16 protein-coding genes are annotated in these 15,063 nt (G+C 67.5%); 13 read left to right on the forward strand and 3 right to left on the reverse strand.

Features of this window, described 5'->3' with window-relative positions:
* Positions 1 to 106 precede the first annotated feature (106 nt).
* The 10 genes from BR70_RS0107010 (at position 107) to BR70_RS0107060 (ending at position 10,044) form a co-directional block, all read left to right on the forward strand.
* Positions 107 to 1,381, forward strand: coding sequence for an ammonium transporter (locus BR70_RS0107010; protein WP_027465486.1), 1,275 nt, complete (start codon positions 107 to 109; stop codon positions 1,379 to 1,381).
* A 97-nt stretch (positions 1,382 to 1,478) separates the two neighbouring features.
* Positions 1,479 to 2,540: a DUF6177 family protein gene (locus BR70_RS22220; RefSeq protein ID WP_027465487.1), complete on the forward strand. Its 1,062-nt coding sequence runs from the start codon at positions 1,479 to 1,481 to the stop codon at positions 2,538 to 2,540.
* On the forward strand, positions 2,537 to 2,893 hold the full coding sequence (locus tag BR70_RS0107020) for a hypothetical protein (protein ID WP_027465488.1): 357 nt from the start codon (positions 2,537 to 2,539) through the stop codon (positions 2,891 to 2,893). Before BR70_RS22220 ends, BR70_RS0107020 begins: the two co-directional genes overlap by 4 nt.
* Positions 2,894 to 2,938: 45 nt before the next feature.
* Positions 2,939 to 3,298, forward strand: a complete 360-nt coding sequence (locus BR70_RS0107025; protein ID WP_027465489.1) for a DUF6507 family protein — start codon at positions 2,939 to 2,941, stop codon at positions 3,296 to 3,298.
* Complete coding sequence (locus tag BR70_RS0107030) at positions 3,295 to 5,427, forward strand: hypothetical protein (RefSeq protein ID WP_027465490.1); 2,133 nt, start codon at positions 3,295 to 3,297, stop codon at positions 5,425 to 5,427. The genes BR70_RS0107025 and BR70_RS0107030 overlap by 4 nt, the downstream gene beginning before the upstream one ends.
* A gap of 2 nt (positions 5,428 to 5,429) precedes the next feature.
* Entirely contained in the window at positions 5,430 to 5,918 is a 489-nt protein-coding gene (locus tag BR70_RS23185; protein WP_155896810.1) for a hypothetical protein, read from the forward strand.
* Positions 5,919 to 6,354: 436 nt separating this feature from the next.
* Positions 6,355 to 7,194: a hypothetical protein gene (locus BR70_RS0107040; RefSeq protein ID WP_155896811.1), complete on the forward strand. Its 840-nt coding sequence runs from the start codon at positions 6,355 to 6,357 to the stop codon at positions 7,192 to 7,194.
* 264 nt (positions 7,195 to 7,458) lie between these two features.
* Positions 7,459 to 8,334 (forward strand): hypothetical protein, encoded by an 876-nt coding sequence (locus BR70_RS0107045; RefSeq protein ID WP_155896812.1) that lies wholly within the window; start codon positions 7,459 to 7,461, stop codon positions 8,332 to 8,334.
* 216 nt (positions 8,335 to 8,550) lie between these two features.
* Entirely contained in the window at positions 8,551 to 9,375 is an 825-nt protein-coding gene (locus tag BR70_RS0107055) for a hypothetical protein (protein WP_027465495.1), read from the forward strand.
* Positions 9,376 to 9,696: 321 nt separating this feature from the next.
* Positions 9,697 to 10,044 (forward strand): hypothetical protein, encoded by a 348-nt coding sequence (locus tag BR70_RS0107060; RefSeq protein ID WP_027465496.1) that lies wholly within the window; start codon positions 9,697 to 9,699, stop codon positions 10,042 to 10,044.
* Between the two features lie 183 nt (positions 10,045 to 10,227).
* Here the strand turns inward: BR70_RS0107060 and BR70_RS0107065 are convergent, their stop codons facing one another.
* A complete protein-coding gene (locus tag BR70_RS0107065; RefSeq protein ID WP_027465497.1) occupies positions 10,228 to 10,755 on the reverse strand; it encodes a hypothetical protein in 528 nt (175 codons plus the stop codon).
* A gap of 43 nt (positions 10,756 to 10,798) precedes the next feature.
* Between BR70_RS0107065 and BR70_RS0107070 the strand changes: the two genes are divergently transcribed.
* Positions 10,799 to 11,455 (forward strand): tyrosine-protein phosphatase, encoded by a 657-nt coding sequence (locus BR70_RS0107070; protein ID WP_027465498.1) that lies wholly within the window; start codon positions 10,799 to 10,801, stop codon positions 11,453 to 11,455.
* A gap of 119 nt (positions 11,456 to 11,574) precedes the next feature.
* Here the strand turns inward: BR70_RS0107070 and BR70_RS0107075 are convergent, their stop codons facing one another.
* The gene (locus BR70_RS0107075) at positions 11,575 to 12,546 is read right to left on the reverse strand and encodes an aldo/keto reductase (protein WP_027465499.1); all 972 of its coding nucleotides are present in this window, start codon (positions 12,544 to 12,546) and stop codon (positions 11,575 to 11,577) included.
* 99 nt (positions 12,547 to 12,645) lie between these two features.
* Between BR70_RS0107075 and BR70_RS0107080 the strand changes: the two genes are divergently transcribed.
* Together BR70_RS0107080 and BR70_RS0107085 are read left to right on the forward strand one after the other, a co-directional pair.
* Entirely contained in the window at positions 12,646 to 13,053 is a 408-nt protein-coding gene (locus tag BR70_RS0107080; protein ID WP_027465500.1) for a ChaB family protein, read from the forward strand.
* A gap of 62 nt (positions 13,054 to 13,115) precedes the next feature.
* Positions 13,116 to 14,084 (forward strand): beta-ketoacyl-ACP synthase III, encoded by a 969-nt coding sequence (locus BR70_RS0107085; protein ID WP_027465501.1) that lies wholly within the window; start codon positions 13,116 to 13,118, stop codon positions 14,082 to 14,084.
* Positions 14,085 to 14,154: 70 nt separating this feature from the next.
* On the opposite strand, the gene BR70_RS0107090 is transcribed toward BR70_RS0107085, so the two are convergent.
* On the reverse strand, positions 14,155 to 15,027 hold the full coding sequence (locus tag BR70_RS0107090; RefSeq protein ID WP_197019625.1) for a hypothetical protein: 873 nt from the start codon (positions 15,025 to 15,027) through the stop codon (positions 14,155 to 14,157).
* Positions 15,028 to 15,063: the final 36 nt, after the last annotated feature.

A 15,063-nucleotide genomic window follows, 5' to 3' on the forward strand; every position in this document is an offset into this window, starting at 1 on the left:
TTACATCCGCGAAACAGTTCGTGCTCCCTCGTGAAACCTCGCCTCGCCAGACTCGGTGACACCCGAGGCGGTCCAAGAGCCGCTCGTGCAATCGAGAGGTGAACAGATGCTTGATCAGGGCCAGACAGGCTTCATCATGATCATGGCTGCGCTGGTGTTGTTCATGACACCCGGCCTGGCCTTCTTCTACGGCGGTTTGGTGAAGGCGAAGTCCGTCATCAGCATGATGATGATGTCCTTCGGTGCGATCGCGCTCGTCGGCGTCCTCTGGGTGCTGTACGGCTACGCGATCGCCTTCGCCAACACGGGGCCGCACACGGCCGTCAGCGGCGTCGTCGGTTTCTTCAGCATCGACTGGAACCAGATCGGCCTCGGCCAGGCGTTCGAACAGTCCCAGGCCACCACGCTCGCCGCCACCTACCCCGACCTCGCGTTCGTCGGCTTCCAGGCGACGTTCGCGATCATCACCGTCGCGCTCATCTCCGGCGCCATCGCCGACCGCGCCAAGTTCGGCGCGTGGATGGTCTTCGCCGGCATCTGGGTCACGGTCGTCTACTTCCCGGTCGCCTCGTGGGTCTTCAACCTGACCTCCGGCTGGGCCGCCACGTGGGGCGTCATCGACTTCGCCGGTGGCACCGCGGTGCACATCAACGCCGGTGCGGCGGGTCTCGCCCTGGCGATCGTCCTCGGCAAGCGTGTCGGCTTCGCCAAGGGCGCGCACAAGCCGCACAACCCGCCCTTCGTCCTGCTCGGCGCCGCCATCCTGTGGTTCGGCTGGTTCGGCTTCAACGCCGGCTCCGCCGGTGCCGCGAACGGCGTCGCGTCGCTCGCCTGGATCAACACGCTCGCCGCTCCCGCAGCCGCGGTCCTCGGCTGGCTGCTCGTCGAGAAGCTCAAGGACGGCAAGGCGACCTCCGTCGGTGCCGCCTCGGGAGCCGTCACCGGCCTCGTCGCGATCACCCCGGCCTGCGCCAACCTCACCCCGGGCTGGGGCATCCTGCTCGGCTTCCTCGCCGGCATCGTCTGCTGCTTCGCCATCGACTGGAAGTACCGCCTGGGCTTCGACGACTCGCTCGACGTGGTCGGCGTCCACCTGGTCGGCGGCGTCTTCGGCACGCTGTTCCTCGGCTTCTTCGCCAACGACACCGGCCTGATCTACTCCGGCTCGTTCGAGCAGCTCGGCAAGCAGGCGGCCGCAGCGGGTGCCGTCGGCGCGTACTCGTTCGTCCTGGCCTTCATCATCGGCTGGGTCATCGAGAAGACGATGGGCTTCCGCGTCAAGACCGAGGACGAGGTCGCCGGCATCGACACCGCGGTCCACGGCGAAGAGGGCTACGTCCTCTACGAGCAGACCGACGACAGCCCGGTCAGCGTCCGCTAGACACGCTCCACCACCGCACGACGACGGGCCCCGCGCACACAGCAGCGCGGGGCCCGTCGTCGTGTGCGGGACCATCCCCGGCCGGTAGGGTTCCGGCGTGGACGACGTCACCCTCGCGCACCCGCTCGTCGACGCGGTCGGGCCCGGCTTCGTCGTCTCCGAAACCGACGCCGCGATCGTGTCGCTGTCCTCCGCCCGGATGGGGCTCGTGCTCGAGACACGGGCCGCCGACCTCGCGTTCGTGCTGCTCACCCCGCCCACCAGCCGCCTCACCCCGGCGATGCTCGCGATGCTCCGGCGCACGAGCAGCGCGTGGGTCGTCCGCGAGGGCGACCGCTACCGCGCCGCCGGCTCCACCGAGGTCGTCGACGACGTCGCGACCGCGATGTTCGCCCCGCAGGCCTCCCAGCGCACCACCCGGCTCGGCGCCGACGAGGTCCCCTGGGTCGAGCTGATCGTGTCCGTCCACCACCCCGCCACCGAGCAGGCCGGCATCGGTCGCACCGCCGAGCTCCTGCTCGAGGGACTCGCCGGCAGCGCGCCCACCGCCTGGGGCACGGTCGAGCCGGCCACGCTCGCCTGGAGCGTCGGCGCCGTCACCGACTTCGCCCGCGGCCGCGCGCCCCGTCCGACCCGGCTCGTCGCCGTCGCCCCGGTCGACGGCGGCGTCGCTGCGGTGCAGCTCCGCATCGAACGGTCCGCCACGGGTGTCACCGAGGAGACGCGGCTGGCACTGCCGCGGCCGGGAGGCACGGTGCCGGTCCCCGGGAACGACTCGCCTCCGGCGGACGGTCCGGTCGTCGACGTCCTGGCCGACCTCGCGCGTCGACAGCGCGTGCTGCTCGCGACGGCGTGGCGTTCGGGCGGGCACGCAGACGCGACCCTCGCCGCTCGGCAGCGCGGCATGCCCGTCCCCCTCGGAGCGGTCGTGGGTGCCGCCGCCGTGCGGGACCTCGGCGTCGACGCCGGTTCGTTGCCGGTGGGTGCCACGCCGGTCGGGACGCCGCGCGTGCCGTCGCTGCTGCTCGACTTCTCGCCGCCGACCGCAGGGCTGACCGGGGGCGCCGAGGTGGAGGCCCGCTGGCGGCGGCTCGCCGAGCTCGGCACCGCGCTCGGCCCCCGTGCCGTCGAACTGCTCGGGTTCGGGGCGGACCGATGAGCGCCGAGTGGACCATCCTCACCGCCGAGCACGTGGACGCCGCAGCCGTGCTGACCGGAGCCGCCGCGGTCGACCCGACGACCGGCATCCGCCAGCTCTGGGCGGGCGATGCGTTGCAGCTCGTGTCGGACGACGGGGTGGTGCTCCTCACGCTCTTCCAGTCCCGCCGGCTCGACAGCGTCACCGACGCGGAGCGGCTGCTCGCCGGACCCTTGTCGGTGGCGGGTGATCGGCTATGGTTGACCGAGATCCACACGGCCGCGCAACCCCCGTTCCGGGGGACGGCCGAGCGGATCGTGCACAGCATCGCGGACGCCGCCGGGGGAACGGCTGCGTCCCGAGCCGTGCACTGACCACGCGATCGCTCTGACCGAGCGGGACGACGACCAGGGGGAGCCATGGGGAACGGCTGGCAGATCGAGCCCGCGGGCGTGCAGACGACGCTCACCGACACCGAGACCGCGGCGACGAACCTCTCGACCGCGTTCGACGGTCTCGCCGACGCGCACGCGGCGCTCACGACCGCCGTCGGCGACGACCAGGCGGTTGCCGGCGCCGTCGCGGCACTCATCGAGAGCCACTCGGCCCTCCTGACCCGCGTGGGCAACCACATCACCGCCGGTCTGGCCGGCGCTGCCACCGCGACCCTCGCCTACTACCACGGTGACGAGGAGATGGCCGCGACGGCGCAGACCAACGCGATCCGGGCCTCCAGTACCGGTGATTTCTCGGCCTTCGACCTGGGTGGTGACCAGTGAGCGGCCAGTGCCGCGCCGACGGCCTGATCGACCCAGACGCGATCCCCGGCGCGAACATCGACGCGGCGAAGGTCGAGACCGCCGGCACGGCGTTCTCGACGTCGGCCACCGACGTCGAGACGCGCGGCGGCGAGGTGAAGACCGCCTGGGCGAAGCTCGGCAGCAGCTACACCACGCCGGACTCCACCGAACTGCTCGCGGTCATGGACGGCGTCGAGACCGACACCGCCGCACTCGCCGCGACCCTGCAGAAGGCGTCGACGTTCATCGGCGACTACGCGACGGCGGTAGCGCCCATCGCGAAGCGGCTCGTCGAGCTGAAGGCCGAGGCCGCGACGTTCGTCGAGAAGGCGCTGAAGGGCAAGACCGTCGGCCCGTGGGACCCGGAGCACCCGGCCAACCAGGGCATCGTCGGGCTCGTCCAGAACTTCGGCGAGGTGCTCGACGACGTGCACCTGCCGTGGGACCAGTACACGCCGTACGTCGACGAGAACAACGAGCTGCTCACCAAGGTCGCCGAGCAGGAGACGAAGCTCTCCGCCGCGTCCGCGGAATGCGTCAACGCGATCAACGGGCTGCGCACCGACATGTGCCTGGCGCCGGTGCAGGCCGTCGACTACACGGCCGCGGTCAAGGCGAACGAACCGATGCCGTGGGGGAGCACCGGGCGCGGTGACCAGTCGTGCCAGGAATCGTTCGACTCCGGCGTGTACGACGCCGCGAAGGGCACGGTCGAGGGACTCGGCGGACTGATCGGGTACAACTCACAGACCGGCGAGTGGGGTGACGGCGACTGGGCGGCGCAGTCCTGGAAGGGCTTCGCGGAGTCCCTCGGGCTGATCGTCCTGATGGGCAGCCCGCCGCTCCTGATCGCCGCGGCGCTGCCGAAGGGCGTCCTGCCGGATGTCGTCGGTGACACCGCGCGGAACATCATGGACAAGCAGAAGACCCTCGTCGAGGGCTTCGTCGGGTCGCCGGAGGACTGGCGGGACGACCCCGCCCACGCCGCCGGTGGTGCCGCGTTCAACATCGGCACGCTGTTCATCCCCGGCGCGGGCGAGGTCGGCGCGGGTGCGAAGGTCGCGGCGCTCGGGTCGCGGCTCGCGGTGCTCGGGGCCGACGGCAGCAAGCTCGCGGCGATCGGTTCGAAGGTCGCGGCCGCCGGCACCACGATCGTGCGGGTCGGGGATGCGCTGTCGAGCCTGCCGGGGAAGGCGTTGTCGGGAGTCTCGGACCTGCTGGCGCGCGGGCGTGGCGGGTTCGCGGATGCACTCCGAGGGCTCGGGGACAGGATCCCCACCGTGAAGGTCAGCGTCGAGCACGCCATGGCGACGCCGGACGGGTTCGGGGTGGGGGTCGGGCGGCCGCACATCGAGGTGGGGCATCCGGGTTCGGGTGGGCACTGGTTGCACTCGGTGGCGGATCGGGTGGAGGGTGAGACGACGCCGCGACCGGCCGTGGGCCAGGAATCGATGCCTCACGCTGGGACGGAATCAGGGGTCGACCCCGCTGCGTCTCCCGGAATCGCTCACGGCGATGGTGCCGGTGCCCTTGATCCGTCAAATGGGGCGCGCGGACACATCGCTGACTCTCCGCGGGAACTCGAGCATGCACAAATGGAATCTCGGACTGGTTTCCGTCCGCCGGACACCGCACGGGACCTGCAGCCCACCATCGGAGCGGCCGAGCATGGCCACGTTGGACATTGGATCGCAAGCGAGCGCATCGAGGGTGGCAAGGGGATGCTCGACCAGGAGTGGGTGACGGGGATCAAATCGCTGCCCGACGGGCGGATCCCCGAGTACGAGGTGCCGAATCAAGCACATCCGACTCACCCGTTGAAGCTCGATGACTTCAGCATTGTCGATGGGCGCCCGACTGTCACCGAGGTGAAGGGCAACTACGGCTGGTTGCAAAGCCTGTCGCCGGCCCGGAAGGCAGAGATGATCGAGGGATGGGCCAAGTCGGCCATGGCCAAACTTAACGCGCTTGAGGACCCAAACGTGCAGTTGCGATGGGTATTCACTCGGGATCCGGATATCGCAGCAGAATTCGCCCACGCGATTCGACGACTGAGGAATGTATCGGTAGAATACATCGAGATGCCTCGCGATTTCAAGGGATGGTAAGCGTGCAGACCAATGTCACCGACTGGTACCTCGTGGCAGACTGGGATGCAAGGCCCGAGTCTGCGGACGTGATCGCTGCTCGTCTGGTTGAGACTTCCGCCGCGATCAAAGTTGCGCTGCCTGTGTTCGATGGAATATGGACGTTCCACGATCGGAACATCGATAGTGCAGATGAGAGGTCATGGTCGGGACTCGTCGCTTCGTCGCCGTACAAAGTCGACGGCGTTGCGGAACCGGCACGGGGATTCACCCTCTCATTGGCTTCAGCGATTCCGGGTGGGTCAATGCTGCATGCATCGGTAACGGCTGGTGCGGCGTTCCAGACCATCATCAACAAACCGAACGAGTTCGTCTTAGACTTTCGTGCTCGCCGCTTTGGTGAGGCGGTAGAAATCGATCTGCCGATACCCGCGGACGAACGGTTCCGAGACCTTGGCTTGAGGATCAAAGACATCTGGGATGCCTCGGATCTCCGCGTCGAGTTCGACTGAAGTAGACGGTGCCGCCCAGGTCGTTGTGAAGCGATGATCGATCGCCGCCACCCGCTCAGCGAGCGCGAGCGCGTGCGCGACGCTGATGAGCAGCGGCTGGCTGGCGGTCCGGACCGACTCGCCGAAGACCATGGCGGGCAATGCTGTCGGCCGGCCATGGCGGTTCACCGTACGGCGTGAATCTCATTCCGGAACACGGCCGAAGTGTCAATCTGGGAGCAGTCCGGAGGGTGGAGAACTCCATCTCCAAGATGCTGCGGGAAGATCCGAACACCTCGGTGTACCTGAGCCGCGAGATACAGTATGTTGGTCGCGCTGATCGTGGGTCGATATTCTTGATCCACTGGGGACGGGACGGTGTCGAGCACCTGCAACAAGTCCGCGTCACGAACCACGTCTCGCATGAGGCGGCAACAAGGGCCGGAGGCCTCGCGGTTTGAGTTCTGTATCTGACGTCATCGACCAACAGAATGCGCTCGCGATTCTCACGTTCGACCGGCTGGGATCAGGGTGGCAACGTTCGACGAGTGTCTTCGTCAGTCTCGGCGTGACCGCGCGGATCGAGCGGGCCGTCGACACTGGTGTTGCAGTCATTCACACCCCTCCCGCTGACCTCGCGGAATTCGAGGCGTGGAGTCGTCTGCGCGAAGTCATGGCCGAGCCAGAACAGGGTGCCTGGTTCACAGGGCGCCTGCGCCTCGATTCAAGTGGTTCTTACCAGTTCGAGTTCTCCTGGGACGACGAGCCCCGCTGGCCACTGCTGATCGACATCGATGGACAGCTCGTGGACTCATTGCCGGTGGAGAATTCGGAATTGCGAGAAGACATGGTGATGCATCCGCGGCCTGCGGCTACGACACCACCATGGCTCGTCGAGCGTCTCGGCGCATCTCCGCTGCACTTCTCCGACAGGTGGGACGCCCGACTCGAGCCGCTCGGGAGCAGCCCGAACTGGTCGATCGTCCGGGAAATGGTCCGTGACACGATCCAGCTGCTCGGCGATGATCGAGATGCCGTACTGGAACGTGATGTGATCACCGAAGCGGTTTACAGTGAGTTGCTGGCATCGACACGGGTCAGTCAGATGATGCGCTTGCTCCGAGATGCAGCGGCAGCGGGTGTGGTCGACGAGCCGGCGCAGCTGAATTCGGACGAGGGTGGCCCGTCGCGAGACGCGATCTGCAACGACCAAGCGTTCCATCGCAACGTCGTCGTGCTGCTGTCGCTCATCGACCAGCTCGCGGACCAGGAGATCGCGAACGTCGTGAAGTCTTGAGATGAGCTCCGGGACCACTCCTTCTGGTACGACTTCAGGAATTCGTCGCTTGAGAAACTTGCTGTCAAGGACCGCGGCGAGATCCTGAGCGCTGTCAGCAGAGACGGAAGATCCGAACACGGTTGGGTGGGCGGGTGTTCCTCAAGGAATTCGCGAACGCAGTCGTAACTCACGTGTTTCGGCCGTTGGCTTAGCGGCATCCATCGAGGCATTGATAGCAACGACTTCTTAAGTTTTTGACACGGAGGCCGATTCTTGGGATCGATGGAAGCTGAACTCGCTGCGCAGAATGAAGTAGCTGCGCTGACGATGCGAACACTTGGTGAAGGTTGGGCGACCTGTCGTGACGTTTTCGTCGAGGTCGCGAACACCCAGCAGCTCAACGGCATTCTTTCGACTTTTGACGGTCAGTCTGTGCAGCGTCCCACGCCCGCAATCGAGCTCTACGGTGCTTGGTCGCGGCTTCGCGGCGTCATGGCCGGTGCCGACCGCGGAGCATGGTTGACCGGTCACCTGAAGGTGTCGAGCGACGGTCATTACAGCATGGATTTCGAGTGGGATGAGCGCCCTGTCTGGCCGAGCAGTGTGGGTACGGGTGGGGCAGTTCAGCAGGGCCGAGACATCGAGCGCTCCGAGTTGCTTGCTGATCTCCTCCGGTACCCGCGAATTCCGGAGATGACGCCGCGATGGCTCGAGGAATTGCAGTCCCTGCCGGCTCCGGAATTCCGAGACGCCGTGTGGCCGAGCGCGATGCTGAAGATGCAGGAGAATTCCGACTGGATGGTCATCGCTGAAGGCGTGAAGCGGCTTCTACGTGAAGCGATCCTCGACGATGAACTCGACCTGCTGGATGACGATGAGGTTGCCGATGGCCTCCTCCAGGACGTCTTGAACCAAGTCGATGCGGGCCGGCTTCGATCCATCGTGGCGGTGATTCCGAGCGAGGAAACCACTCGAGACCACGTGTGGCGCGGAATCGACCCTTCTGCCAACGCGGGCCAGGCACTGATTGAGTATCCGCAGCTATCACCGCAGATCGCCCAATTCCGCGACGCGCTCGAGGGGCTGGTCGGGTTCGAGCGCAGCGTGGTGCGTTTGCCCGGCGTGGATGGGGGATCGCTCACCGGCGGTGGAACGTGACTGAAGACCGGCAGCAGATCCTCGCGCCCGACATCGCGCCCGATGACGCGCACGCCACGGCGGAGCGTCTTCGCAAGTGTCTCCGAGACCGCCGGTTCGCTCCACGAAGCACGTGGGAAGCATTCGTTGACCTCGCAAAGTCCCTCCAGGTGCTCTGGGAGGCAGAGGGCATCAAGGTTGCCGACCGTGCGCCTGAGGACTGAAAGGTCGAACTCAGTGGAAGATCTGCACGGCTCGCAGAATCGCCTTGCGATCTTGACCTTCGACCGCATGCCGAGCGCGTGGTCGCGCGCGACTTCAGTCTTTGTGAACCTTGGTGTCTCGTCGCGACTGCAGCGGGCGGTGCTCACCGCGAGCGGGGTGACTTTCGGCCCTCCCGCCGGTCTGGCGGAGTGGCAAGCCTGGAAGGATCTTCGAGCCTTCATGTCTGATGCGGACCACGGCGCTTGGTTCACGGGGCGACTCCAGGTCGAGAGCTCCGGAGCCTATCGGTTCGATTTCGACTGGGACACTGAGCCGCTGTGGCCGGTCCAGGTCGGTCTCGATGGCAGCATCGTGCAATCTGAGCGCGTCGAGACCACGCAGCTTCGCGAAGATCTCAAGCAGTACCCGCGGGATACCACGACCACGCCGGAGTGGCTCGTCCAGCGCCTCGCAGCCAATCCGCTTCGTTTCGTGGATGCTTGGCAGCCAGTGCTCGCGCCGCTCGCGAGCAGCGAGAACTGGATGATCGTTCGAGACATGATCCGCGACGCCATCCAGGCCGGTAGCGATGACGACGGTGTTGCAGTGGAAGCAGCTCAAGTTGCTGAGGTCGTCTCCAGCGAACTCGTCGGCTCGACGCGCGTCGGGCAGGTCTTGCGCCTCTGTCGTGAGGCGTCCGAGGGCGGACTGATCGAGTTCCGACCGGGGTCGACTGCGGATGCAGCGGAGCCAACGAGCGCGGCGCTCGACGATGACGAGGTCAATGTCGAGGCCCTGATGCGTCCGCTCGTAGCTCTTGCCAGTCAAGAACTCCTCAACGCGCAGTCGGCATCCTGATCAGCGGACGGCTGAGCTTCGGGTGTGAACGCCGAGCCCGACGGGACGGATTCCGTCTCCCTGGGGACGATCTCAACCGATTGATCGGCCGCACCCTGGAGAGCCGAGCCGACGAGATCTCGAACTGGTTGAACATGGAGCCCAAGCCCAAACCCAGGATTCTCACGATCACCGCGACGTTCGATCAGGTGATCGAACGACGGTTCGGTGATGGGGTCTTCGCAGACGAGGAGCAGATGTGGATGCAGTTGTTGTGGGACAAGAACAGTCCAGGCGGTTTCGTGGTCCGGACCGCGTACCCGACACGGCTCGGAGGGTGCCATGACTGGATTGACCGAGATCGGGTACGAAAACTACTCCGAAGCGATTCCTCTCCTTGGGGGCTTCCTGGAGAACCTCTACCAATACTGGTGGGATGACTACTCGTCCGTTGCCGACTACGTCGACTTCTACATCGACGGGTTCAGCCGCGAAGAGCTTGCTGGAATGTCCAAGGAGTTCGTCTCGCTGGGTGCCGACGGCGCCGAGGGTCGGGAGGTGGACGCATTTCTTCGTCGGATGAACGCGAACTACCGCCTTGGTTCCGGGTCATGTCGGGCGTTGTTGCGCGAAGTCGGCAAGCGAGTAGAGGAGCTCGCCGACGGCGCGGTTCCGAAGGTCTTCGACTGAATGGTGAGCACTCGGACTCGACCGAGTTCCGAACACGACCTGCCCTTCGTACTAGCGACGTTCTCAGGCATTGAGCTGAACGTTGCCATCACGGCGCTCGGACGGTCACGGGGGTGGCGAAGAGCGCTACCGCCCTCCACGTGAGCGCCGGGACGACAGGGCCACGCCAGTTTCGAGACGAGGTCACCGTTGGCGGTGCACATAAGCCCATCGATTCGCGAATGATCCACGGACCTCGGTCAGCAGCCGCCGCGCGAGGGCAATGCCGTCGTACCCGAAACACTCGATCGTGATTCCTGGGTTCCCGAACACGACACTGCTCGCCACGTTCATGTCGCCGGCGAGGGCCACTGCTCCACACTGGCCGCACGTGAACACCGGTTCTGGGCCGGACATCCAGTCGCCGAGGAGCGAGATGTCCTCGTCGGCGATTTCGCTGTCGCACTGCCAGCAGCGCGGACCTTCCATGTCGCTGACCGCGTCCCACATCGAGTCCTCGACGGAGCAGAGGATCGCGCTTGACGGTGCGCTGCTCCACGTCGACTCACGGAACGAGTCCGCGTGCGCACCGAGGGCATCCAGCCCGTTCGCGGACGCCGATCGGACGCTCCAGCCGGACGCGCGGAGCCAATCGTTCACGTCGGCAGCCATTCGTCGCTGATCACGCTCGGCGATGTCGAGGGCGACGATGAGTTCGGTGTGTTCACTCATGGTTCGATCCTCGCAGACGGCTCGTCCCCGGCAGAGTGGAAGCATGACCACGACGTCGCGCGCCCTCACCAACCTCCGCCCCGTCGGCGGTACCGCCCTCCAGGCCGACCACCCCCGCACCGTGTACCGGGCGAACACCGAACCGGTTGGACCGGACGCCTACCCGCCCGGCCTCGACGCGGTGATCGACCTCCGCCGAGTCGACGAGACCGCCGCCGTGCCGCATCCGCTCGCGGCGTCGCCTCGCTACCGAGGCGTCCCGATGTTCGATCCGTCGTCGGGGCTGGAGTCGGCAGCCGAGGCCATCGCCCTCGAGGACCAGTACATCGACTGGCTCGACCGGCACCGCACCGGGATCGCCGAAGCACTCCGCGCCGTCGCGGCCACCGACGGCGACGTGCTGGTCTGCTGCTCGGCCGGGAAGGATCGCACCGGGATCGTCAGCGCGCTGCTCGCACGGCACTGGGGCGCGGACATCGACGCGATCGGTGAGGACTACGCCATGAGTGCGGACCGGCTCGTCGACCGCTTCGCGCGGGAACGCGCAGCGAGCGCCGACCCCGAGGCTACCGCGGTCGCGCAACGGTGCGTTCCGGAGATCATGACCACGGTCATCGACCACGTCGAGCGTCGCTGGGGCTCGGTCCACGCGCACCTGCGGGCGATCGGCCTGCAGGACGACGAGATCGCGCGCCTCTGATCGCGACGCTGGTCGCGGTCTGGACGTGACCACGCACTGGAGGCGCGGTGCGGGTCCGACCCGCACCGCGCCTCCAGGCAGATGGTCGCGTCAGCGACCCGTTGGTTCCGTCGGCGACGTCACCAGGCGTAGTCCTCCGGCGAGGTCTTGTGCCCCGGGAAGATCTCGTCGAGCCGGTCCAGCGCACGCTGGTCGAGGCGGATGTCGACCGCGCGGACCGCGGACTCCCACTGCTCCATCGTTCGCGGGCCGGTGATCGGCGCGGTGACGCCGGGCTGGTGCAGCAGCCACGCGAGGGCGAGCTCGCCCGGGGTGTGACCGAGCTCCTTCGCGAAGGACTCGTACGTGGTGAGCTGGTCACGGTGCGAGTCGACGTACTCGGCGCTGCGGCCGGAGAGGCGACGCGAGCCGTTCTCGGTCTTCTCGATCACGCCGCCGAGGAGGCCGCCCTGCAACGGGGACCACGGGATCACGCCGAGGCCGTAGTGGCCGGCGGCGGGCAGGACCTCGCGCTCGACGTCCCGGACGACGAGGTTGTAGATCGACTGCTCGCTGACGAGGCCGAGGAAGTTGCGGTGCTTCGCGGCCTCCTGCGCCTGGGCGATGTGCCAGCCGGCGAAGTTCGACGAGCCGACGTAGAGCACCTTGCCCTGCGCGACCGCGAGTTCCATGGCCTGCCAGATCTCGTCCCACGGGGTGTCCCGGTCGACGTGGTGCATCTGGTACAGGTCGATGTGGTCGGTCTGCAGGCGGCGCAGCGAAGCGTCGAGCGACTGGCGGATGTTGTATGCCGAGAGCTTGCCGCCGTTCGGCCAGTCGATCATCTCGCCGTAGACCTTGGTGGCAAGGACCGTCTTCTCGCGACGTCCGCCGCCCTTGGCGAACCAGCGGCCGATGATCTCCTCGGTGGCGCCCTTGCCCACCGAGCCGCCGTAGCCGTTGGCGGTGTCGAAGAAGTTGACGCCGAGCTCGTGGGCCCGGTCCATGATCGCGTGCGAGTCGTCCTCGCTGGTCTCCGGGCCGAAGTTCATCGTGCCGAGCACGGCGCGCGAGACCGACAGCCCTGTCCGTCCGAGGTGTGTGTAGTCCATGAGACGGGTCTACTCGTGACGCGCTGCGGGCGCCAGGCCCTGGGAGTACCGGTCGAGGGGTGGGGAGTAGTCAGGGGGTACCACTCGAGAGGAGCAGTCATGCCAGCCAAGGACGAGATCCCCAGCACCCTGCAGCGGTCACCGAAGCACGCGCAGGAGGTCTTCGAGAAGACACTGGACTCGGCGAACGAGACGTACGGCCCGGGCGAGCGGGCGCACCGCACGGCGTTCGCCGCCGTGAAGCACGAGTACGAGAAGGTCGGCGACCACTGGGAGGAGAAGGAGTCCTCCGGGCCGTCCGACTCCGGCGCCGCTGGCTCCCGCGGTTCCGGTTCGCGTTCTTCGGGGAAGACCGAGGGCGGCGTCGACGCGAACGCCTCGAAGGCGCATCTGATGGACGTCGCGAAGCGGCTCGACGTCAGCGGCCGCTCGAAGATGACCAAGGACGAGCTGGTCGAGGCGATCGGCAAGGCGAACGACCGCGCGACTGCAGCGGCGCGGAAGTGATGCGGTGGTCTCCATTCCCCGATCGGCATGCGGCGGTGGAATGAGGGGGTAACGTGCCGACGATGAACATCCCAGCACTCCGCGGCAGCCGGATCCTCGGGTTCGGACACCACCAGCCCGAACGCGTCCTGACCAACGACGAGCTCTCGACGATGGTCGACACGAACGACGAGTGGATCCGCACCCGCACCGGGATCCAGACGCGTCGGATCGCCGGGCCCGACGACACCGTGACGTCGATGGCGATCGAGGCCGGACGCCGTGCCCTCGCCGACGCCGGGGTGTCACCCTCGGCCGTCGGACTCGTCATCGTCGCCTCCACCACCCACCAGGACCGCGCGCCGTACACGGCAGGTCGGGTCGCCGCCGCTCTCGGCATGACGAACGGCCCGGCGCCGATCGACATCAACACCGCGTGCAGCGGTTTCGAGTACGCGCTCGGGCTCGCCGACCAGTCCATCCGCACCGGTTCGGCCGACGTCGCGCTCGTCATCGGGTCCGAGGTGCTGTCCGGCATCGCCGACTGGACCGACCGGTCGACGTGCGTACTCGTCGGTGACGGGGCCGGTGCCGCCGTGCTCGGGGTCGCCGAGACGCCCGAGATCGGCCCGGTGTCGTGGGGGAGCGTGCCGCACCTGCTCGACGCCGTCCGTGTGGAGGGTTCGCCCGGGCGGTTCAACCAGGAGGGCCGCTCGATCTACCGGTGGGCCATCACCGAGGCCGAGGGGCACGCCCGCAAGGTCGTCGAGGCCGCCGGGCTCTCGATGGACGACATCGAGGTGTTCGCGTTCCACCAGGCGAACCTGCGGATCATCGAGCCGCTCGTGACCGCGCTCGGTGGGGAGTCGAAGTTCGTCATCCGCGACGTCGTCGAGTCCGGGAACACCTCGGCCGCGAGTGTGCCGCTCGGGCTGTCGAAGGCGTGGGAACGTGGCGACCTGCCGGAGGGGGTGCCGGCCCTGCTGTTCGGGTTCGGTGGAGGGTTCGCCCACGCCGGGCAGGTCGTGACGACGCCGGTGCGGTCCTTCTGAGGCGCAGTTGCACGAACGGCCCGGGCTCGGCTGCTGAGCAACCGCGCCCGGGCCCTGCTCGGTCGTCCCGCTAACGCTTCGAGCGGGGGGCGTCCTGGCCCGGCTCGGTCCAGAGGTCCTGGTCGTTGCCCGCGCCGCGCTTCCACGGCAGCGCGCGCCGGGTCTTCTCGGCAGCCGGTGTGACCGTCAACACGATCGGGAACTCCGCCGGCGGCATCCCGAACCCCGTCCGCGACGCCTGGATCACCTTGCGCCCCAGGGCGTGGTTCCCCAGACCGCCGACGGCCGCGCCGATGCCGAACGGGAGCGCGCGGCCGAGGACCGAGCCGCCCTGTCGGATGGCGAAGCGCTTGATGAACTGGTCACGGACCTGTCCGCCGATGCCGTTGACGACCTGCTTCGGCAGCGAGGACGTCACCATCTCGCCCCAGAAGGCGGTCCGGGCCTGACCGCCGGCGGCCTGTCCGGCGAGCTGCTTGATGAGCTGCGTGCCCGGTGCGCCGAGGATCATCGCCATCACCAGGGTGCGGGCGCGCTCCGGGTCGTCCAGTGCGATGCCGTGCACCTCGGTCACCGACTGTGCGAACAGGGCGGTGGTCTCGAGGAACCCGACCGTCTCGGCGCCGCTCAGTCCGAGCGCAGCTGCCATCCCGACCCCGGGGATCACCGCACTCGCACCGACCGCGGCACCGCCGGTCGTGACGGCGGCAAGGTACTGCCGCTCGAGGATCTGGATCACCTCGGCGGGGGTCGCGTCGGGCTTGCGGCGACGGATCGCGTTGACGTGCGCGACCACGACGGGGCGTTGCACACTGATGACCCGATCGAGCCACTTGGCCCAGCCCGAGGGCTGGACCTGCTGCGTTCGGGGGTCGGAAGAGGTGGGGGAGACCGGTGCGGTCGGCAGGGGCACGATCGACTGGTCCTTCGGGGCACGGGCCATGCGTTCACCGTACGCCGGGCACGTGAGAGGCTCGCT

The sequence above is a fragment of the Curtobacterium sp. UNCCL17 genome, assembly GCF_000686685.1.
GTDB lineage: Bacteria > Actinomycetota > Actinomycetes > Actinomycetales > Microbacteriaceae > Curtobacterium > Curtobacterium flaccumfaciens.

Coding starts and splice junctions, on each gene's coding strand:
- BR70_RS0107010 (WP_027465486.1), top strand. CDS start 107: ATGCTTGATCAGGGCCAGACAGGCTTCATCATGATCATGGCTGCGCTG.
- BR70_RS0107020 (WP_027465488.1), top strand. CDS start 2,537: ATGAGCGCCGAGTGGACCATCCTCACCGCCGAGCACGTGGACGCCGCA.
- BR70_RS0107025 (WP_027465489.1), top strand. CDS start 2,939: ATGGGGAACGGCTGGCAGATCGAGCCCGCGGGCGTGCAGACGACGCTC.
- BR70_RS0107045 (WP_155896812.1), top strand. CDS start 7,459: ATGGAAGCTGAACTCGCTGCGCAGAATGAAGTAGCTGCGCTGACGATG.
- BR70_RS0107060 (WP_027465496.1), top strand. CDS start 9,697: ATGACTGGATTGACCGAGATCGGGTACGAAAACTACTCCGAAGCGATT.
- BR70_RS0107065 (WP_027465497.1), bottom strand. CDS start 10,755: ATGAGTGAACACACCGAACTCATCGTCGCCCTCGACATCGCCGAGCGT.
- BR70_RS0107070 (WP_027465498.1), top strand. CDS start 10,799: ATGACCACGACGTCGCGCGCCCTCACCAACCTCCGCCCCGTCGGCGGT.
- BR70_RS0107075 (WP_027465499.1), bottom strand. CDS start 12,546: ATGGACTACACACACCTCGGACGGACAGGGCTGTCGGTCTCGCGCGCC.
- BR70_RS0107080 (WP_027465500.1), top strand. CDS start 12,646: ATGCCAGCCAAGGACGAGATCCCCAGCACCCTGCAGCGGTCACCGAAG.
- BR70_RS0107085 (WP_027465501.1), top strand. CDS start 13,116: ATGAACATCCCAGCACTCCGCGGCAGCCGGATCCTCGGGTTCGGACAC.
- BR70_RS0107090 (WP_197019625.1), bottom strand. CDS start 15,027: ATGGCCCGTGCCCCGAAGGACCAGTCGATCGTGCCCCTGCCGACCGCA.